The organism is Phytobacter ursingii, from assembly GCF_001022135.1.
GTDB lineage: Bacteria > Pseudomonadota > Gammaproteobacteria > Enterobacterales > Enterobacteriaceae > Phytobacter > Phytobacter ursingii.
Map to the genome: position 1 here is coordinate 4,033,679 of NZ_CP011602.1, position 20,544 is coordinate 4,054,222.

A 20,544-nucleotide genomic window follows, 5' to 3' on the forward strand; every position below is an offset into this window, starting at 1 on the left:
CCGCATCCGGGTCTTTTGCTTAATGCACAAAAGTCCGTTTTACACGTTCAGACATCCGGAAATAGGGTATCCAGATACAGCAAGCGACAATCGCGCGAATCAGAGAACGTATGTCGTCATAGCCAATCGGAAGGTTCATCAGCGCGTTCGCGAGCCATAAATCCACACCCACAAACACCACGCCGTAAAGAAGAAAAATGATGTAAGTAAGCGGTAACTGGCGCTTTTTGCGCAAAAAGAGACTGCCGACATAAATAGTGAGCAGGAACTGTCCGATAAAACCAAAGAGCTCAAAGTAAATGACCACAAGGCCTGTGGTGGTAAAACTGTTGCTGAATGCCAGTAGCGCACGCGCGGTGTTATTGATGGCAAAAATACTCATCACTAACGCCACAAGCAGCCCCAACGCGGGAAGATACAACCAGCCACCGATTTTCTTAAATGCTTTGTCCTCACACGCCGCGCAGTAATCGCCGCCTTTAAGCGCTTCGTTATCGCACTGAATACAAATGTGTTTTCTGATCTCTTCCTGTGTGTCCATCTATCCTTACCCTGTATAAAATAGCCCCGCGCGAACCTGCGCAGGGCAAATTATTATGCAGTTGGCTGCAAACGGAAAGAGGCCATCGCTTCCAGCAATTCGCGGGACTGCTCTTCCAGCGAGCGGGTCGCGGCGGAAGATTGCTGCACCAGCGAGGCGTTTTGCTGTGCCGTTTCGTCCATCTGGCTGACAGCAATATTCACCTGCTCAATGCCACGGCTCTGTTCCTGCGACGCGCTGGCGATTTCACGCATCAGCTTCGTCATACGCATGACCTCCGAGGCAATCTCATCCATCGTTTCGCCTGCCTGCATCGCCAGATCGCTACCCTCTGACACATGCGCCTGCGAGCTACTTATAAGCTGGCGGATCTCTTTGGCCGCATCGCCGCTGCGGCTCGCCAAGTTACGCACTTCACCTGCCACTACCGCAAAGCCGCGTCCTTGTTCACCTGCACGGGCCGCTTCAACGGCGGCGTTCAGCGCCAGAATGTTAGTCTGGAAGGCAATGCTGTCAATCATGCTCAGAATGTCGGCGATACGGCTGGAACTGTCGGATATGTCGCGCATCTTCTCAATGACGTAGCAGACCATTTCACTACCGCGATCGGCAGTATCAGAGACCGACTTCGCCAGTTGATGCGCCTGGTCGGCGTTATCCGCATTCTGTTTCACCGTGGCGGTGATCTCTTCCATGCTGGCAGCGGTCTGTTCCAGCGACGTTGCCGTTGATTCAGTACGCTGCGCCAGGTCGACGTTACCCAGCGATAATTCACGGCTGCCGGTATCGATTTGCGAGCTGGCATCACGCACGCGGGTAACGGAACTGATCAACGAGTGACGCATATTCTCAATCGCCGCATTCAGGCGGTTAAACTCTTTACTGGTGGTACTGACGCTCACCGACGCCAGGTCTCCGGCGGCAACGTGTTCGAGTTGCACAATCGATGCATCAAGCGGTTTCAGTAGCATATGGCGCAGCGCCAGCCAGGCCAGCACGATAATGCCCGCCGCCGCCAGCGCAACAACGACAATCAGCATCATCACAAAATTTTTGCTCGACTGAACGGCGCTGACTTCGGTTTTACCGCGGTTTTCTCCCCAGGAAAGGAACGCCTGAATGTCGTTATCAAACTGGCGAGAAACCGGCACTAATTTGCTCTCCAGCAGATCATAATAGGCATCGGCGCTTTGTTGATTTAACGCCGCCTGCATTGGTTTGATACCCTGATCGAGATATGCCTTGTAGCTTTTCGCAACCTGAGTCAGCAGCGCGGCTCCCTGTTCATCATCCACGCCCGCTTTAATGACGCTATCCAGCGCTTTATTTCCCTGTTCGATTTCGCCATTAATGATTTTGACCGCATTCCCTGCGTCAGCAAGCAGGCCTACCTCCATCATGCGAACGGCCTGACCCGACTCATTACGCGCGCGCAGGATTTGCGTATAGCCTTCATTAAGGCGCGCCATTTTCTCACCTTGCAGAACGCTAATACGTTCCAGGGAAGATGAGCTTTTGCTGAGGGCATAAATTCCCATGCCGCTTACCACCAGCAGCAGGAAAGTCATAATAGCGAGGAGGGAAAGCAAACCAGTACGAAGCGAGAGCGTTCTGAGCATGATAGTTTTTCCGGTAGCAGAGATTCTTTCAGGCGTAAAATAAGCCTCATTGGCAGGTTATCGACCGCCACCGGAAAAACTTTACTTCTTTTTAATTATTTCAATGTGTTACTGTCTTGTTGCCGCTGTGCTAACACGTGTAACAGGCGAGCTCTGGCGATTCTCCCACAGCACCGTAAGACCACGTTGTAACGCGATAAAAATAAACAATAAAATGCCGATCGCGATTTTAGTCCACCAGGAACTCAGCGTTCCGTCAAAATTGATATAGGTTTGGATCAGCCCCTGAATCGCGACACCGAATAGCGTGCCCAGTACCGTACCCACGCCGCCGCTCAGCAAGGTACCGCCAATCACCACCGAGGCAATAGCATCCAGTTCAACCCCGACACCGGCCAGCGCATAACCCGCCTGGGTGTAAATAGAAAAGACAATGCCTGCCAGCGTCGCCAGCCCGGTCGAGAGCATATAGATACGAATGGTGGTACTGCGCGTTGAGATGCCCATCAGGTTCGCCGATGTTGCACTGCCGCCAATCGCATACACTTCATTGCCAAAACGGGTACGGTGGGCAAGGAAAATACCGATAATCACCACCCCTAACATCAGCAGCCCCATGGCGCTCAGACGTCCACCGCCGGGAATCAGCCATGACAGCCCGGACAAAGTGTCATAGACCGGATGGTTAATCGGGATCGACTCTTCGGAAACCAGATAACTGACACCGCGTAAAAAGAACATTCCGGCCAGGGTAATGATGAACGCCGGGATTTTCAGCGCGTCGATCAAAAGCCCCATAAACGCGCCAAACGCACAGCCCATCACCAACACCAGCGGGAAGGCAACCAGCGGCGATATCCCCCAGAAGCCGATGGCTTTCGCCAAAAACACCCCCGTGAAGGCGATGACTGACCCCACGGAAAGGTCTATCCCGCCGGACAAGATCACAAAGGTCATACCGACGGCGATAATCCCCAGGAAGGCGTTATCGGTCAGGATGTTGCAGATGACACGTGTAGACGCAAAGCCCGGAAACTGCGTCAGACAGTAGAGATACCCAAGGATAAAAACCCCCAGGGTGATCATCAGCGGTAAATTACGTTTTATCATGACCGCGCGCTCCTTTAATCAGTGCGATAAAGCGCGGCGACTGAACAATCAGTACGCACAGCACCACCACCGCTTTCACCACCTGGTTAAGCTCTGGCTGGAAGCCGGAGAGCAAAATCCCTGTATTCATGCCCTGAATAATCAGTGCCCCTACCACCGACAGCACAAGGTTGAAGCGTCCGCCCATTAGCGATGCGCCGCCAATCACCACCGCGAGGATGGCATCCAGCTCCAGCCATAGCCCGGCGTTGTTGGCATCAGCCCCGCGGATATCCGCCGCCACAATCACCCCGGCAATAGCCGCACACACGCCGCTTAGCACATAGGCCAGCATCACTACGGTGCGGGTATTGACCCCGGCATTTTTCGCCGCGCGGATATTAATCCCCACCGCTTCAATAAACATGCCCAGCGCCGTTTTACGGGTAAACAGCCAGAAGATAACCAGTGTGGCCAGTGCAATAATGACCGGCGTCGGGAACAGGAGCAGCTTACCGCTGCCAATCCAGGCCAGATTTGGCGCGTTAAACGTGACGATTTGCCCGGAGGTAATCAGTTGTGCCACCCCACGTCCGGCCACCATCAAAATCAGCGTGGCGACGAACGGCTGGATCTTCAAAATCGCGACCAGAACGCCATTCCACAGACCGGCGAGGATCCCCGTCCCCAGCGCGGCAAGCAGCACTATCGGCAAGCCATATCCGGCCACGGTCATTGAGGCGGCGGTCGCCCCGGCGATGGCCATTACCGCGCCGACGGAAAGATCGATCCCCCCGGTCGCGATTACCAGCGTCATGCCGATAGCCAGTAACGCCACGGGCGCGGCGCGGTTGAGAATATCAATCGGACTGCCGAACAGGCGCCCATCCTGTAAAACAATCTGGAAGAAATGGGGTGCCACCAGGCTATCCACCATAAGAACCAGAATCAGCGCCAGTATTTGTGGCGTCCCGGTGGGCCACTTAAAGCGGCGCTTCGGCTGCCCGGTTTGCGGGAGTGATTGAGGCATCACACAGTACTCCTTATGCCGCAATGGCATTCATGATCGCCGGGACCGAGAGCTTTGCCAGCGGGATTTCCGCTATTTGCTTGCGATCGCGCATGATAATTACCCGGTCAGCGTAGCCCACCAGCTCTTCCAGTTCCGAAGAGATAACCATTAGCGCCAGGCCGTCCGCGCACAACGTTTCAATCAGGCGGATGATTTCCGCATGCGCCCCGACGTCGATGCCACGCGTTGGCTCATCGAGGATCAGGAACTGTGGTTTGGTCAGCAGCCAACGGGAAAGGAGCACCTTCTGCTGGTTGCCGCCGGAGAGAAACTCAATCGGCTGTTCCGCACTCGGCGTCCGGATCCCCAACTGGCGGATAAAGCGCTCAGCGATGGCGTTCTGATCGCGCCGGGGAATCGGCCGTAGCCAGCCGCGCTGCGCCTGCAACGCGAGAACGATATTTTCCCGCACGGACGCGGCGGCAATAATGCCGTCCGTTTTACGGTCCTCAGGACAAAAACCGATGCCAAGGCAGGAGGCCTGATGCGGTGAGCGCAGCGTCTGCGGCTTACCCTTGATCATCGCACTGCCGCTATCGGCGGGTTTAATACCGAAAATCACCTCGGCGGTTTCGGTACGTCCGGAACCAAGGAGCCCCGCCAACCCGACGATCTCGCCTGGACGAACCTCCAGATCGAACGGCGCTATCAACCCTTTCTTACCGAAATCTTTAAATGCCGCGACGGGTTTTTCGCTCAACAGGGTACGTCCCGCGCGTTGCAGGGCGTTATTGTCCAGTTCGCGTCCCAGCATCATTTTTACCAGCTCGATCTGCGGCAGTTCTCGCGTTTCGCGGCAGCCGACAAAGCCGCCATTACGCAGAACGGTGATGCGGTCGCTTACCTCGTAAACCTGGTCAAGGAAGTGAGTCACAAAAATCAGCGCAACACCTTGCGCCCGTAACTGGCGCATCAGGGTGAAGAGCATTTCTACTTCTTGTGTATCCAGGCTGGCGGTGGGTTCATCGAGAATCAGTACCTTCGCGGAAAGGTCGATAGCACGACAAATCGCCACAATCTGCTGCATGGCGACGGAATAACGATTGAGCGGCTCGCGCACATCGAGGGAAAAGCCGTAAGACGCCATTAACTCGGTGGCGCGCCTTTCCATCTCTTTGCGGCATATAAAACCGAAACGACGCGGTTCGCGTCCAATAAACAGGTTATCCGCGACTGACATGTTCGGCAGCAGGTTGACTTCCTGATACACCGTACCGATGCCCAGTTGCTGGGCATGAGCGGTGTTTTTAGGCCGGATTTCATTGCCTTCCAGCCAGATGGTGCCGCTGTTTGCATGGTAGACGCCCGTTAAGGCTTTAATCAGCGTGGATTTTCCCGCACCGTTTTCACCGAGTAACGCCATGATTTCGCCCCGACGCAGACTGAAATTGACGTTATCCAGCGCTTTAACGCCCGGGAAGTACTGGCAAAGCCCCTCAGTACGGAGGATCTCCTGGTGTTGTTCGGTGGTCATTATGTTCTCCCCCTCACCCTTGCCCTCTCCCCAGTGGGGAGAGGGGGATATATCGAGTCAACAAGCAAGCGCACCCTCACCTGACTACGCCCTCTGCCTTCCAAAGTGTACGGTCCGGAGACATGGTAGACAGGTGTTCGGGGACATGGTGAACACTTTTTAACACCCTTTCCCCATGATGATCGACCTCTTTTTCAGGTCGATCATCCCCACTTTCGTGCTGTACCACCACACCTCATAGCAGCCATCCTCTGCCGTTTCACGCAGGCCCACATATTCACCCCTGAACGCTTTCCCTGCACTCAGGCTCACTCCTTTTATGCTCAGCTTCCCGCTCACATCCACCTTCCTCACCTGCACGCCCTCATCATAGTCCGGCGGCTGAACCGCCCCGCTGTACTGCCGCGATGACGGCTGATAACGTGACGCCGGGACCCCCATGTCCAGCGCTTCATGTGGACGCTCCAGGTTATAGACCGCGCGCCAGTCGTCGAACACCTGCTGTAACTGGCTGGCGTCCGTGAACCACCGGCCCTGCAGCACTTCGGCCTTCAGGCTGCGGTGAAAACGTTCCAGCTTGCCCTGCGTCTGTGGATGGTAAGGCCGCGAATGCCCCACCCGGATACCCTGGCGCATCAGCCACAGCTCCAGCGCGGTCCAGCTTCCTGTGGTGTCGCCCCAGGGCGCGCCGTTATCCATCGTCATCCGCGCCGGCAGACCGTAACGTTCAAACACCCTCACCAGCTGTTGCCGGACGGTTGTGAGCCGTTCATCAGGACAGTGTGCGAGACAGAGCGAGAACCGGGAATGGTCATCCAGCAGGGTGAGCGGGTGGCAGCGGCCACCGGCAAAAGGAAAGTGACCTTTAAAATCCATCTGCCAGAGCTGGTTGGGCGCGGTGTGTTCGAAGCGTCCGGTGGCAGGAATGCCGGGTGTGCCTCCCGGCAGCAGACCGTGGCGGGCCATCAGGTTGTGCACGGTGCTGAACGCGGGCAGAACGTGTCCGCGGTCCTCAAGCCAGCGCTTAATCTTACGGGCGCCCCAGCGTTCATGGGCGCAGTGGGCCATGCGCAGCAGGTCCGTCACACGGTCATCGGTTCGCCGGGGCGAATGCAGAGGCGCACGGGAACGGTCAGCAAGGCCGGCGGCGCCTTCCTCAGTCCAGCGGCGAAGCCACTTGTAGCCGGTGGACGGCGAAATGTTGAAATGACGGCAGAGTGCCCGGAGGTTCGCCCCGTCCTGCGAGGCGAACAGTACAAACTCAGAACGTAATGACATGGTATCTCTCGCATCCCAGGGCATAAGCGACTCCATAAACGGGTTCTTATGCCTCAGTTGTAAGTGTCCACCATGTCCCCGAACAAGCGTTCACTATGTCTCCGGACTGTACAAAAGAGAGCTAAGGTGAGGGTATCAACGGCTTAGTAGCCCATGTTTTTCTTTTTCTCTAACTCTTCTTTCGCCGTATCCGGCAGGTAGAGTGTGGATTTGGTGATGGTCAGCTTCTCAGGCATGGTGCCGTCTTTTTTGAATTTCTCCAGCGCATCAAACGCCGGTCCGGCCATGTTCGGCGTCAGTTCCACGCTGGCATTCGCTTCGCCGTCGATCATCGCTTTGTAGATATCCGGCACGCCGTCAATGGAGCCCGTCAGGATATCTTTGCCCGGTTTCAGGCCTGCTTCTTTGATGGCCTGGATTGCGCCGATCACCATGTCATCGTTATGGGCATAAACCATGCAGATGTTTTTGCCGTTGTTCTCAGCTTTGATAAAGCTTTCCATGACCTCTTTCCCTTTGCTGCGGGTAAAGTCGCCGGACTGAGAACGGATAATTTTGATGTTGGATGCTTTGGCAATGGCTTCGGCAAAGCCTTTCTTACGGTCAATCGCCACGCTCGCGCCAACGGTGCCCTGCAGTTCAACCACGTTACACGGTTTGCCCGCGACGGTTTTCACCAGCCAGTCACCAATCAGCTGGCCTTCCAGAACGTTGTTGGCGGTCACGGTGGTCATATAGAGGGATTTATCTTTCACATCAATCGAACGGTCGAGCAGGAACACCGGGATTTTTGCATCTTTAGCTTCTTTCAGCACCGGTTCCCAGCCTGTCGCGACAACAGGCGCAATAAAGATGGCGTCCACGCCCTGGGCAATGAACGAACGCACCGCTTTGATTTGGTTTTCCTGTTTTTGCTGACCGTCAGCGATTTTCAGGGTAATACCGCGTTTTTGAGCTTCGCTTTTAGCGACGTTGGTTTCGGCTGCTCGCCAGCCGGATTCAGATCCGACCTGCGAAAATCCCACGGTTAACGGGGCGGCCATCGCCATAGACGACATGGCTGCTGAAACTGCTGTGACAAGAAGTAAGCGCTTCCACATAGGGGTATCCTCGTAGGGTTATAGTTGGCTACAACTTCGCCTGCGGGGAAAACTATAGACAATTAGAGATGTAACAGAATGCGTTACATCACAAATCAGAAAAGTGAATGAATTGTTAGTTGTCAGTTGGGATCTGGCGCGCGAAAAGAGACAGGTCGATCGCCTCTGCATCATGCTTTGAAAAGACACAAATTTTCATTCAAAGCCATGTCCCTTTTGTTCAGTGTAATCGCTTTCACAATTTTATTCAGGATGCAGCTATCTTTATGGACAATTCAGCTACTTTTTTAGAAAAAAAACGGTGAGCCTGGCGTGTCACAACGTAAAACAAGCAAAGACATTCCCGATGAGTTGGCTATAATACCCGGCACTTGTTTGCCACACATTTTAAAGGAAACAAACATGAGCTTACTCAACGTCCCGGCGGGTAAAGATCTGCCAGAAGATATCTACGTTATTATCGAAATCCCGGCTAACGCAGATCCGATCAAATACGAAGTCGATAAAGACAGCGGCGCGCTGTTCGTTGACCGTTTCATGTCCACTGCGATGTTCTATCCGTGCAACTACGGCTACATCAACCACACCCTGTCTCTGGACGGTGACCCGGTAGACGTGCTGGTCCCAACGCCGTACCCGCTGGAACCCGGTTCTGTCATTCGCTGCCGCCCGGTTGGCGTACTGAAAATGACCGACGAGTCTGGTGAAGATGCCAAACTGGTTGCTGTACCGCACACCAAACTGAGCAAAGAGTACGATCACATTAAAGATGTGAACGACCTGCCGGAACTGCTGAAAGCCCAGATCACTCATTTCTTCGAGCACTACAAAGATCTCGAAAAAGGCAAATGGGTGAAAGTAGACGGTTGGGACAACGCTGAAGCTGCTAAAGCGGAAATCGTTGCTTCCTTCGAGCGCGCTGCGAAGAAGTAATCCGTTTTATCTGAAAAACCCTGAACGCGGATAGCTGCGGACAGGGTTTTTTTATGCCTTTTTCCTCTGTCCTCTCTCTTCGTGCCCTTTCAGGGCCCGTTTCCTAAAGTGTCATAAAAATGTCATAAAAATCTTTTCCCATACGTTTGAACACTATAAGCCAAACCCGCCCCACTACCGCCATCCGCCCTCTGTAAAGTCCATCTCATACGGGTCGATACCCCTTTTGTGGCCGTGATCTTTAATTCCACCGGGGAACAACATGAAACTTAATCACTTCACAATTGGGCAACGACTCGGCCTGATGGCAACACTGTTACTGCTGGCAACGCTGTTTATCGGCTTGCGCGGGCTGGCGATAAACAGTGACAGCTTCGGGCAGAATCAAAAAATGATGGCAACGGAGAAAGTGCTCGTCGAGAGCATTGACACTGCGCGTAACGCCCAGGTTCAGTTCAAAATCCAGGTTCAGGAGTGGAAGAACACGCTGCTACGCGGTGCTCAGGGACAGGAGGCGTTTGACAAATACAAAGCGGCCTTCGTTTCTCAGAGTCAAAAAACACAGCAATTGCTGGAAAAACTGAGCGCTATGTTGCCTCAGCTTGGGATGGATAACGCGCAGGTTGAACAGACTCGCAAGCTCCATGCTGAGCTCGAAGCGCATTACCTGAGCGCATTACAGCAATACGATTTGGCCGACCCAACCAGTGCTCAGCGTGTCGACAAACTGGTGACCGGCATTGACCGCGAGCCGACGCGTATGATTGACGAAGTGGTCGCTCGTACGCTGGAGCATGCCAGTGCCATCCATGTGGAAACGGACGCGCGCAACCTGGCGCAATATCAGCAAACCCGCCTGATGTTGCTGATTGCCATGGCGCTGACCATGCTGGCCGGTGGGATTATCACCTGGTGGCTGGTACGCAGCATTACCCATCCGCTGGCGCAGGCCGTTACCGTTGCCCGTACGGTGGCCTCCGGTGACTTGCAGACCATCTTTAGCATTTCCGGTCGCGACGAGACAGCCGAACTGATGCACGCCTTGCAGGAGATGAACGGTAACCTGACCCGTATCGTGCACGGTGTTCGCCACAGCACGGAATCCATTGCCTCGGCATCGGTGCAAATAGCCACCGGTAGCCGTGAACTCTCGTCACGTAACGAGGCACAGGCCAGCGCTCTGGAAGAAACGGCTGCCTCTATGGAAGAGTTGACCTCGGTGGTGAAAAGCAACGCCGAGAACTCCCGCTTTGCCAGCTCTATCGCCCGCGATGCTTTCACTATTGCAGGCCAGGGCGGGCAAGCCGTGGAGCGCGTGGTGCAAACCATGAGCGATATCCACCAGCTCTCCAGCCAGATAAATAACATCATCGGCGTGATTGACAGTATTGCCTTCCAGACCAATATCCTGGCGCTGAATGCCGCCGTTGAGGCCGCACGCGCCGGTACCGAAGGCCGTGGTTTCGCCGTGGTTGCTGCCGAAGTCCGCGCGCTGGCGCAGCGCTCTGCCTCTGCGGCGAGGGATATTCGTAACCTGATCGACAATTCCGTTAATCGTATCGCCGAAGGGAACGAACAGGTTCAAAGCGCCGGTTCCGCCATGACCGAGATTTTGCGCAGCGTGCAGCAGGTGAGCGAGCTGGTAGAATCCATTTCCACCGCCAGCAAAGAGCAGAGCACCGGTATCGATCAGGTGAACGTGGCGGTAACGCATATGGATACCGCGACCCAGCAAAACGCCACGTTGTCACAGCAATCCTCGGCTGCCGCGCATCAGATGCAGCGGCAGGCGGAAGAGCTGTTAGAAGCCGTTAGTCAGTTCAAACTGCGGCAAAACGCCGCGTAATCATCAGCAGCGCCATTCGATCCAGGCTCGGATGGCGCTGTGCTTCGCCCCGCCGTCGTGGTTTGTGCGAATCTTTCCTCTCATCCACCGCGCATTGATAAACATATACATCTACAATCCATACCGTTGTTTGATTGCTCGACTCCCCGAAATAGCCACAAGGAAGCGTATCTCTATGTCACGGTTTCGTCTGCCCCTTTTATCCCTGCTGGCTGCCTTTTGCCTGCCTGCGTTTGCTCACCCGGCCACGCAGGAAAGCGTAAAACAGGCCGAAGACCAGCTTAACGCGCGAGTGGGCTACGCCGAACTGGATCTCACCAACGGGCAGATGCGGGGCAGCTATCGTCCTCAGGAACGTTTCCCGATGATGAGTACTTTTAAAGTCCTGCTGTGCGGCGCGGTCCTGGCACGGGTTGATGCCGGACAGGAGCAGCTTGCCCGTCGCATACAGTATCGCCAACAGGACCTGGTCGAGTACTCACCGGTAACGGAAAAACATCTTACCGACGGGATGACTATGGCCGAACTTTGCAGCGCCGCCATCACGATGAGTGATAACACCGCGGGCAATCTGCTGCTGTCTGCGATCGGTGGGCCCTCAGAGCTCACGGCTTTCCTGCGTAAAACGGGCGATCGGGTCACCCGACTCGACAGGTGGGAAACCGCGTTGAATGAAGCGTTGCCCGGCGATGAGCGTGATACGACGACGCCTGAGGCCATGGCTCAGACGCTGCGCCAGCTCCTCACTGGCAAGATACTGACGCCAGCATCACAGCAGCAGTTAATGGCCTGGATGGAAGCGGATAAAGTCGGTGGACCGCTGATTCGCTCGGTCATACCGACAGGCTGGTTTATTGCCGATAAAACGGGGGCGGGGGGACGAGGTTCACGCGGCATCGTTGCGGCACTGGGGCCTGACGGTAAACCGACCCGCATCGTCGTTATCTACCTTACCGGGACGAAGGCAACCATGGATGAACGAAACAAAAAAATCGCCGACATCGGCGACTCGCTGATTAAGCACTGGTAGTCGGGCTACCTGGAATAAATATCCTCCGGCATAGCCGGAGGTTTTTCGGATGCGCCTATAAGGCTCTGTTACCAGCCGCGCCCTAACAGGCGCATACGATCTGACATTTGCATCAAACTTCGTTACTTACGGCCCGTAAACGGGCTACCCGGATAAGGGATCGACAACTGCTCGCCCATTTTATCCTCTTCAAGCTGGTGCTTTATGTATTCTTGTATCTTCGCCGTGTTCTTCCCTACCGTGTCTACGTAGTATCCCCGGCACCAGAACTCCCTGTTCCTGTATTTGAATTTCAGATCGCCAAACTGCTCATAAAGCATCAGACTGCTTTTCCCTTTCAGATATCCCATAAAGCCGGATACGCTCATTTTGGGCGGGATTTCCACAAGCATATGGATATGATCTGCGCAGCATTCAGCTTCCAGGATCCGTACATTTTTCCACTCACACAGCTTTCTTAAAATGCTCCCTATCGCAAGACGTTTCTCTCCATAGAACGCTTGTCTTCGGTATTTTGGCGCAAAAACTATGTGATATTTACAGTTCCATCGGGTGTGCGCTAAGCTCTTTTCGTCCCCCATTGGGACCCCCTTTTGATTTCTTGTTGAACTTTTGCAGTTGCCAGACCGCAAGGTGTTTTAACAAATCAAAAGGGGTTTTAATAACTGGCTTAAAGCTGAAAGCTTTCCGGAACCCCCAGCCTAGCTGGGGGTTTTCTATAGACAAAAAACAACGCCACCCGAAGGTGGCGTGTTTGTATTAATACTGGTCTCTGTCTAACCAGTTGCCGGTGGGGATAAACTTTTTCCCCTCTACCGAGCGTTGGTACACATACATCCAGGCGCTGCCATAAGGCGTCTGGATAAGCTGACGTTTATATTCGCCCCCAGCGGTACGTAGCGCGTCCAGTTCGCCAAGCGTTGCCGCATCAATGCGATAAACTTCACCCAGCACACTGCCATCACCCGGTACAGCGCCAGGGTAGTGCCCCAGACTGTAGAGTTGATAATCTTCAACGCAATGATCGCCCAGCCACTGAGCATTGGTCATCCAGTGGCTGTTGCCTTGCTTGCGTCGTAAACTGCCGTAGACAAATATTCGCATTGCTAAAACTCAAACTGATAGAGCAGATCAAGTGCCTGATCTAAGCCAGACACCGCTTCCAGATACAGCTTAGGCATCAGGCGATAACGTAACGTGAGAGTCGCCAGTGAGTCAAAAATACCCACACCATATTTTACCTGTAGACCTGGCAGTACATAGCCGCTGACCACCACCTGGGAAGAGTCTCCCACCCCTTCGGTGTCCAGCGCCAGATTGCTTACGCCAAACGTCTCGCCGATTTTACCCACAACCTGACCACTTTGTGCAACCCCCAGGCCTACTAAGGCTGAAGTCATTGCTGCGCTATCGCTTTGTCCGCTCTCCAGACCCTGCCCGCGAAGCAGGTAAGAAAGTGCCTCTTGCTGCGACATCGCCGGGTCGGAGAAGATCTCCGCTTTCGGTTCATCCGCTGTGCCGGTAATCCGCACCCCGGCCGTCACATCATTCTCGGTGGCGTCCGGGTTACGAATCGCCTCAATATTCAGCAACGGTTGATCGACAGGGCCAGAGAAAATCAGCTCCCCCTTACGCACAATCAAATCCTGGCCATAAGCGTGGTAGCGCCCTTCCGGGATATTGATTTGCCCGTTAAGGCCAAGCCCCTGCTGATCCTGAGTCACTTTCAGATCGCCGGTCAGCCGCGCTTTCAGCCCGAAAGCATCCATCCGCACATTATTGCCGACATGCACAATCAAATTACTGTTAATCGGAATCGCTGCGCTTTTCGGTTTTTCCGGTTTCAGATCCGCATTGAGCATCACCTCATCACTGGAGGTGCCCACTGCGCTTTCCGGCAAATCATGGACGACGATACGCGCCCAGGGTACATCGACCCGGCCATCAAGCGTAAACAGGGTCGGCGTAGCCTCAAACACCAGATCAGGGGAAACGTCCAGGCGTACCATAGGCGGCACGGTAATGCGCACGTTGCTCCCCTGCGCCGCCACGCGGGCACGCCAGTTGTTAATCTGGCTCCAGTCTGCGTCACCGCTCAGGTTAATCTGCCCACGCCGGGTACGCACGACCCCTTGCAGGGTCGAGGTGGTGCCATTGAAGTTCATTGCCAGTTGGCTGGGCTGCATATCGAACGGCATGAAGTTACCTTCGACATCCACACCGTTAAGCTGCATCTGCCCGAACAACTGCGGGCTTTGCAGATTACCGCCAAGCCGCAGATTGGCGTTCAGCGTACCCGCCGCTTTCTCGCCGCGCGTAAAGATGGCGTTGGCCATCGCCAGCGAGAAATTGCGAATATTGACATTACCGCCAAGGTTACGCCGCCCCTGCGGATCGGTGACCTGTACCTGACCGTCAAACTGGCCGTTATTGGTCAGACGGATCAACCAGCCCAAATCCGCGCGGTTATTTTGTAACTTCGCGTTGAGGTTCAGCGTTTCGAAGGCGACCGGCAGCGGTGCATCGTTGACGACCTGGGTCACTTTGACGTTACGCCCGGCCAGCGTCACTTCCCCCTGCGGCAAGCCTTCTTTGGTGGCATCCCACGAGACGTCAGCTTTACCGCTGAATGTGCCGCTGGCCTGGGTGGCATCCGGCATAAAGGGTTTCAACATCGCCAGGTCGAAGCGGTTAAGATTGACCACTGCGCGCCCCTGCGCGCCGGCATCAATTGTCTGTGGCACGCAAAGTTCCGCATTTGGGTTCGTCCAGCAGTGTGGCCCAATACTGATCTTCTGTTCCTGATTGCGGTAATCCAGCGCGATGGCGCGATTGAGGGCAACAGGCCCTACGGGCGTCGTGAATCGCGTATCGCTAAGTGTGCCTTTCCAGCGTTGCTCGTTACGATCGAAGCTCCCCGCCAGCTTTAGCTGCCCGGCTACCGGCTCGCCCTGCACCCGCAGTTCAAGCTCGTGCTGCTTTTCACTGCCTTTAGCCGCGAGCGTTGCCAGGCTGACGTTCACTCCAGGCTGAGAAAGGCGCTCAACCCGGACATTCAGCACGCCAGCAAGCTGATCGGTTGATTTGACATCCCCTTTCACCAGCACACGGGCAATGTGCAGTTCCTGCCAGCGCAGATTGCTGGCGGTGATATCCGCCAGCACCTGTGGTGCATCGACTGTACCGCGAATATTCACCAGCCCTTTAGCGGTACCGCCCAGTCCTGGCAGCGCGTTATCCAGACCTGGCGCGTCAATGTTGGCATCCAGGTTAAGATCTTTCACCCCCAGTTCGCCTTTGACGTCGGCTTGGTTGCGTCCCAGTTCCAGATGCAGTCCCGGAATAATCCACTGCATATAGCTGTTGCCCTTAAGCTGCCCGTCTACGCTGACTTTATTTTGCTTCACGTTGCCAGCCAGTTTCAGTTCAGGGATATCCACCTGCCAGCTACCGCCGTAGAGACTGCCGCGCATTTTCGCCAGCCCGTTCAGTTTTGCCGGCCAGTCCGGGAAGGTTTTCGCCGTGTTGATACCGTCCAGCGTTAACTCACCACGCCAGCTAATCGCCTTCTGCCAGTCGAGCAAGGCTTTCAGTTCAGTTTTCCCTTCCAGCGCCGCCACGCTCAGCTTGTCGATATTGATCTGCTGCTCGTTGCCTTTGCCGTCCAGGGTGAGGGTGGCAGGCGGAACGTCCTTGCCTTTTACTGCCGTGCGAAACGACAGCGTGTAGTCCGTCATTTTGCCGGTCAGCTTGAGTTTAAGGTCGTCGGCCTGATATTGCTTTTCGCCGGTGAATGGCCAGTAAAGTTGTTCACTGGTGATGTCCAGATTGAGCGGCAGCCCCGCCTCGGCAAGCTGCGTTTGGCCGCGCAGAACCACATCAACCGGACCAGACAGGTTTACGCCAAACTCCAGTTGCTTGCGCACCTCGCCGCCGACTTTGAGCTTCACCTTTTCGCCTTTCATCGGATCGACATTCAGGATGCTGTTGAGGGTGATGTCCACCGGCCAGTTATCCCGCAATGTCGCCGTGCCCGTGGCATTAAGCGTGCCCTGATTTGAATCGATGTCGAGCGCATCAAGTTTCATATTGCCGTCAATGCTGCTCACTTTGAGCAGCATATTGCTGACGGTGATATCTGTGTCGCCGGTTAAGCGAAGTTGCTCACCCCGGAATTCTTCAATATTGAGATTGAGCGGCAGATGCACGTCGGTCATCTGCGGCAGCAGCGGTTTGGCGAAGAGCTGCTTTAGGGATTCGCCCAGCGGCAATTCATCCGGTTTCGGATTGTCAACCTTCGGTTCCACGACCTGTTCCTGCGCCACTTTAGCCACTTTCGGCAGAGCAATCAGCAGGCCGCTCAGTGAGGTCGGATTCAGGGTCAGGTTCTTCTCTTCCCAGTTCAGTGCGGAGGAGAAGTTCATGACCGAGACAGTCGTGTCATCAATGTTGATATTAACGTTATTGAGCGCCACTCGGCTTAGCGTGATGGGATACGGCGTGGAAAGGTTTAACGGCCCGTTATCCTCTTCTTTAACTGGCGCGGCAGGCGGCATCTTTTTGGTATCAATGACCACATTGATATCTTTCAACGAGATATCATTTACGCACAGGCTACTGTCTCGCAGACAGCCCAGCTTAACCGCCAGATGGAGTTCGCCGGCATTCACCGCAATACCCGGTTGATCGTAGCGGACGTTTTTCAGCGATAAATCACGCCAGCCGCCAGTCACCTGGCCGATCTCCAGACCCGGCACCCAACGGTTGGCGGCCTTAAACAGCAGGTGTAACCCGCTCGTCGTCCCGACGAGAAAAATAACCGTCCCCAGCACTAACAGGATAAACACCAGTACGCCGAGGCTTATTTTCTTCCATAAACTCATAATTCAGGCCCCAAACCGATGTAAAACTGTAATCCGTGCTCGTCTTTATCTCCGACCGGAACGGCCAGATCGAGTTTGATCGGGCCAACCGGTGATTGCCACCGAACCCCGACACCCGTACCGGTTTTGAAATCACTACGGCGGATATCGCTTACCGCTTCGCCGCTGTCGACAAAGACCGCGCCCCACCATTTGCCCGTTACGTTGTATTGATATTCCAGCGATCCGGTGGCCATTTTCGAGGCGCCGATCAGCTTGCCGTCATCATCCTTCGGCGCGATAGATTTGTATTTATAGCCGCGAATGCTGCGATCGCCCCCGGCGAAGAAGCGTAAATCCGGTGGTACGCGGTCGAAATCGTCGGTTTCAATCAACCCCAGGTTGCCACGGGCCACAAAACGGTGGCGGTCATATAACGTGCGGATCCAGACGTTTTGTGCCTGCATCACGATAAAATCCACATCCGAGCCCCAGGCTGTACTGGAGTAATCGATGGAATAACGCTGAGAATCACCCCAGGTCGGCATCAGGCCGCCACGCGAACGGGTACGGCTGATCATCACCCCCGGATAAAGCAGCATGGTGGTATTGGTCACACTCGCCTGAGTAAAGTGGTCGAGACTCCAGCGCAGGTTAATGGCGCGCTGCCAGCCGCTGGAGAGATCCCAGTAACGGGACACCGCCAGCGTGGTGGAGTCCGCTTCGGTATCATTTAAATCGGTGCGCTTAAACCCACCCTGTATCAGGTAGTACTGCTCAAGCGGGTTTTTGAGTAGCGGGACTTTGTAGCTAAAATCCAGTTGCTGTTCCGGCGCGGAGACGCTGGCTGTGGTGGTAAAGCTGTGTCCATAGGAGTTTATCCACGGCTTTTTCCATGTGGCCTTCACGCGCGGACCCACATCGGTTGAATACCCGACCCCGGTCTCAATGGTGTTTTCAATGCGTGGCGCGACGACGCCTTTTAAAGGTAAGACCTTGCTTTCTCTGGCTTGATCAAACTCCGGCGCCACCACCACCGAGTTAAACCAGCCGGTGGCCGACAGACGACGATTGAGTTCCGCCAGATCTTTGGTCTGGTAGTAATCGCCCTTTTTAAACGGCACCAGATTTTGCAGATACTCTTCGCGGATTTGCGAACCTTCAAACGTCACATCGCCGAAACGGTAGCGCTGGCCGCTGTCATAATCGATATCCCAGAATGCCTGATGCCGGTCAAGCGCGATACCAAGCTGGCTGTGATTGTAGTGGCTATCGAAATAACCTTTGCGCAGAGCGACACGGGTGAGTGATTTCTTAAAACCGTCGTAATCACCGTGGTTTAACACCGTGCCTTTTTCCGGACGATTTTTCAGTAATGCAATATAATCTTCATCGGTACGCGCACCGCCGCGCAGGATCACATCCGTGCCGCCAATGCGTACCGGTTCCCCTGGTGAGACACGGGCAATCAACACCTGACGTCCTTTTGCTGGCGGCGGGCGGAGCTCGAACTCAATAGCGGGTTCGTAATATCCCAGCGCTTTTAGCCCTTCACGGATAGCATCATCGACACGCGCCTGAAATCGCTTGTCCGGCGTCACTTCATCGCTCTGGATGGTGGAAAGCTGAGCGCGAACATTTTTCTGCAACGCTCCGGTCAACCCTTCCAGTTGCAATCGGACATTTGCCGACATGGCGCTATGGCTTGCCAGCAACAAACCGGCAAAACATAAAATACGGATTTTTGGCACGTTCTCTCCTGAATATCCCTTGTTCCCACCCCTGGAAGGAAACGTCAACACCGCTCCGCGGCTTGTAAAAAATCCAATATGTGGATTGAAAAACGGACGACACCCCAAATATTTCTTATGTTTAAATCTAGTCTGCTTTACCGTCTTTATTGTGTTAAAAGAGACGCTTCGTTACAACCTTAACCGCAATTCGCGTTTCCGGGAGGCCTCAGCATGAGTCTATTTGATAAGAAAAACCTTGTTACTCAATCGGATGCACTACCAGGAAGAAACACGCCGATGCCCGTCGCTACGTTACATGCTGTTAACGAGCACTCCATGACAAACGTGCCGGAAGGGATGGAAACCGCGTATTTTGCGATGGGGTGTTTCTGGGGTGTCGAGCGCCTGTTCTGGCAACTGCCCGGTGTCTATAGCACCGCTGCAGGGTATATGGGCGGTTATACACCCAACCCGACCTACCGCGAAGTGTGTACCGGCCAAACGGGTCACGCTGAGGCGGTGCGCGTGGTGTATGACCCGGCGGTCATCAGTTATGAGCAGCTTCTGCAGGTCTTCTGGGAAAATCACGATCCGGCCCAGGGGATGCGGCAAGGGAACGATCACGGCACCCAGTACCGCTCGGCGATTTATCCGCTGACGCCAGAGCAGAGCGCTGCCGCCCATGCCAGCCTCGAACGCTTCCAGGCGGCAATGCTGGCCGCACATGATGACCGTACTATCACGACGGAAATTGTTAACGCACCGCCGTTCTACTATGCCGAAGACGATCATCAGCAGTATCTGCATAAAAACCCCTATGGGTATTGCGGCATCGGCGGGATTGGCGTTTGCCTGCCGCCACAGCTCGCCTGATATTCGTTTATTGCCGGTTCAGCCTTCCTGAACCGGTTTTAACGTCACACCTGACCGTTCCCCTTCTGCAATTTCGCGCACCCGCTTTTCGCTATTCCTTCTAAACCAACCACACTATTTTCTCGCAATGACGGGTTTAATTTCGCATGTCTGACTTGTCTAACAAGCCACATGTATCTCTTTAATTTTATTGCAAACTTTATTTATGCCATTCCGTTTTTTTACTTAAGTAAAATCTGTCATATATAAGCATCATTTGCATAAGCGTATTTCAGATAAATTTCCATTTATGAATGACACCACCTGTCGCAATATGCTCTTAGTATGAGTTCCACAGGCTGTAAGCGTGTTTTTCAGAAAGCGATGTGAATACCACCTGGAGGGAGAATTTATATGCCTTACTTAGCAGAAAGGATTACCACTCCACACGGTCAACTCCTGGGAGTTAAGATCTACCCCAGAAAAGCGCCTGTCCTGAACAGCATCGAAAAAAAAAGAACTTATCTTTTTGATTTAATGAATGCCATTGGTAATAAAGCCGACTTTTTTAAAAAACGTGGGTTGTTCTGTCTGGTCTCAATCACCGATGAAGAGATCGCCATGTTATTAACGTTCGACTTAGTGTTGCAGGCAACACTGGCGCGACTGCCCTTTGTTAAATTACAAATCAACCAAACATTTGAAACAGCCATAGGGGATTTAGCAAAAAGTAAAAATGGTATCTGGCTGAGCCATGTGGGGAATAAAGATGCGCCTTTTATCCAGTATTGCGAAGCCATCATTTTGGATGAAACATTTACCAGCAACGAGCTAAGCAAAAACACATTTCCCTACCTTATCCAAAACTTAAAGCGTTATTGTGAAAAAATCATTATTAAAATAGATAATGATATTAACCGCAGAGCACTTGAAGAGGCAGGTATTTGGGCCTGTTGCGGGCTTTATGCGCCAACACCGTTCAGCAAGGTGCATCAGTTAATGTAAGTCATTGTTGCAATTCGTTATGCCCATTTGCAGTTTCATTTATTGCGAATCCAACATGGATTGATATTTTGCTTTGATTTTTTACATGTAAATAGTGAAAGATTCCAACA

General features: G+C 53.9%; 16 protein-coding genes. 5 read left to right on the forward strand and 11 right to left on the reverse strand.

Features of this window, described 5'->3' with window-relative positions:
• Positions 1 to 19: 19 nt before the first annotated feature.
• The 7 genes from AB182_RS22535 to ytfQ form a co-directional block, all read right to left on the reverse strand.
• Positions 20 to 541, reverse strand: coding sequence for a DUF2569 domain-containing protein (locus AB182_RS22535; RefSeq protein ID WP_052958912.1), 522 nt, complete (start codon positions 539 to 541; stop codon positions 20 to 22).
• Between the two features lie 53 nt (positions 542 to 594).
• The gene (locus AB182_RS22540; protein WP_047372047.1) at positions 595 to 2,160 is read right to left on the reverse strand and encodes a methyl-accepting chemotaxis protein; all 1,566 of its coding nucleotides are present in this window, start codon (positions 2,158 to 2,160) and stop codon (positions 595 to 597) included.
• A gap of 108 nt (positions 2,161 to 2,268) precedes the next feature.
• Positions 2,269 to 3,270, reverse strand: a complete 1,002-nt coding sequence (yjfF, locus tag AB182_RS22545; RefSeq protein ID WP_047372048.1) for a galactofuranose ABC transporter, permease protein YjfF — start codon at positions 3,268 to 3,270, stop codon at positions 2,269 to 2,271.
• Complete coding sequence (gene ytfT / locus AB182_RS22550; protein ID WP_120785417.1) at positions 3,257 to 4,282, reverse strand: galactofuranose ABC transporter, ATP-binding protein YtfT; 1,026 nt, start codon at positions 4,280 to 4,282, stop codon at positions 3,257 to 3,259. The genes yjfF and ytfT overlap by 14 nt, the downstream gene beginning before the upstream one ends.
• A gap of 10 nt (positions 4,283 to 4,292) precedes the next feature.
• Positions 4,293 to 5,795, reverse strand: a complete 1,503-nt coding sequence (ytfR, locus tag AB182_RS22555) for a galactofuranose ABC transporter, ATP-binding protein YtfR (RefSeq protein WP_047372050.1) — start codon at positions 5,793 to 5,795, stop codon at positions 4,293 to 4,295.
• Positions 5,796 to 5,954: 159 nt separating this feature from the next.
• Positions 5,955 to 7,097: an IS481 family transposase gene (locus AB182_RS22560; RefSeq protein ID WP_047368912.1), complete on the reverse strand. Its 1,143-nt coding sequence runs from the start codon at positions 7,095 to 7,097 to the stop codon at positions 5,955 to 5,957.
• Between the two features lie 119 nt (positions 7,098 to 7,216).
• Positions 7,217 to 8,173, reverse strand: a complete 957-nt coding sequence (gene ytfQ, locus AB182_RS22565; RefSeq protein ID WP_047372051.1) for a galactofuranose ABC transporter substrate-binding protein YtfQ — start codon at positions 8,171 to 8,173, stop codon at positions 7,217 to 7,219.
• Positions 8,174 to 8,575: 402 nt separating this feature from the next.
• Between ytfQ and ppa the strand changes: the two genes are divergently transcribed.
• From ppa to bla, 3 genes are all read left to right on the forward strand, one after another.
• Positions 8,576 to 9,106: an inorganic diphosphatase gene (ppa, locus tag AB182_RS22570; protein ID WP_039077764.1), complete on the forward strand. Its 531-nt coding sequence runs from the start codon at positions 8,576 to 8,578 to the stop codon at positions 9,104 to 9,106.
• Between the two features lie 262 nt (positions 9,107 to 9,368).
• Complete coding sequence (locus tag AB182_RS22575; protein WP_047372052.1) at positions 9,369 to 10,952, forward strand: methyl-accepting chemotaxis protein; 1,584 nt, start codon at positions 9,369 to 9,371, stop codon at positions 10,950 to 10,952.
• A 175-nt stretch (positions 10,953 to 11,127) separates the two neighbouring features.
• Positions 11,128 to 11,982 carry a class A beta-lactamase gene (gene bla / locus AB182_RS22580; protein ID WP_071845937.1) on the forward strand — a complete coding sequence of 285 codons (855 nt, stop codon included), beginning with the start codon at positions 11,128 to 11,130 and terminating at the stop codon, positions 11,980 to 11,982.
• A gap of 122 nt (positions 11,983 to 12,104) precedes the next feature.
• On the opposite strand, the gene tnpA is transcribed toward bla, so the two are convergent.
• The 4 genes from tnpA to tamA all read right to left on the reverse strand — a co-directional run bounded on the left by tnpA (position 12,105) and on the right by tamA (position 18,595).
• On the reverse strand, positions 12,105 to 12,563 hold the full coding sequence (tnpA, locus tag AB182_RS22585; RefSeq protein ID WP_038918153.1) for an IS200/IS605 family transposase: 459 nt from the start codon (positions 12,561 to 12,563) through the stop codon (positions 12,105 to 12,107).
• Positions 12,564 to 12,741: 178 nt separating this feature from the next.
• A complete protein-coding gene (locus AB182_RS22590; RefSeq protein WP_047372053.1) occupies positions 12,742 to 13,086 on the reverse strand; it encodes a gamma-glutamylcyclotransferase family protein in 345 nt (114 codons plus the stop codon).
• Positions 13,087 to 13,088: 2 nt separating this feature from the next.
• Positions 13,089 to 16,865, reverse strand: coding sequence for an autotransporter assembly complex protein TamB (gene tamB, locus AB182_RS22595; protein WP_047372054.1), 3,777 nt, complete (start codon positions 16,863 to 16,865; stop codon positions 13,089 to 13,091).
• Complete coding sequence (gene tamA, locus AB182_RS22600; RefSeq protein WP_047372055.1) at positions 16,862 to 18,595, reverse strand: autotransporter assembly complex protein TamA; 1,734 nt, start codon at positions 18,593 to 18,595, stop codon at positions 16,862 to 16,864. Before tamA ends, tamB begins: the two co-directional genes overlap by 4 nt.
• A 213-nt stretch (positions 18,596 to 18,808) precedes the next feature.
• Here tamA and msrA point away from each other — a divergent pair, with 213 nt between their 5' ends.
• Positions 18,809 to 19,450 carry a peptide-methionine (S)-S-oxide reductase MsrA gene (gene msrA / locus AB182_RS22605; protein ID WP_047372056.1) on the forward strand — a complete coding sequence of 214 codons (642 nt, stop codon included), beginning with the start codon at positions 18,809 to 18,811 and terminating at the stop codon, positions 19,448 to 19,450.
• 393 nt (positions 19,451 to 19,843) lie between these two features.
• Positions 19,844 to 20,434, forward strand: coding sequence for a hypothetical protein (locus AB182_RS22610; RefSeq protein ID WP_047372057.1), 591 nt, complete (start codon positions 19,844 to 19,846; stop codon positions 20,432 to 20,434).
• Positions 20,435 to 20,544: the final 110 nt, after the last annotated feature.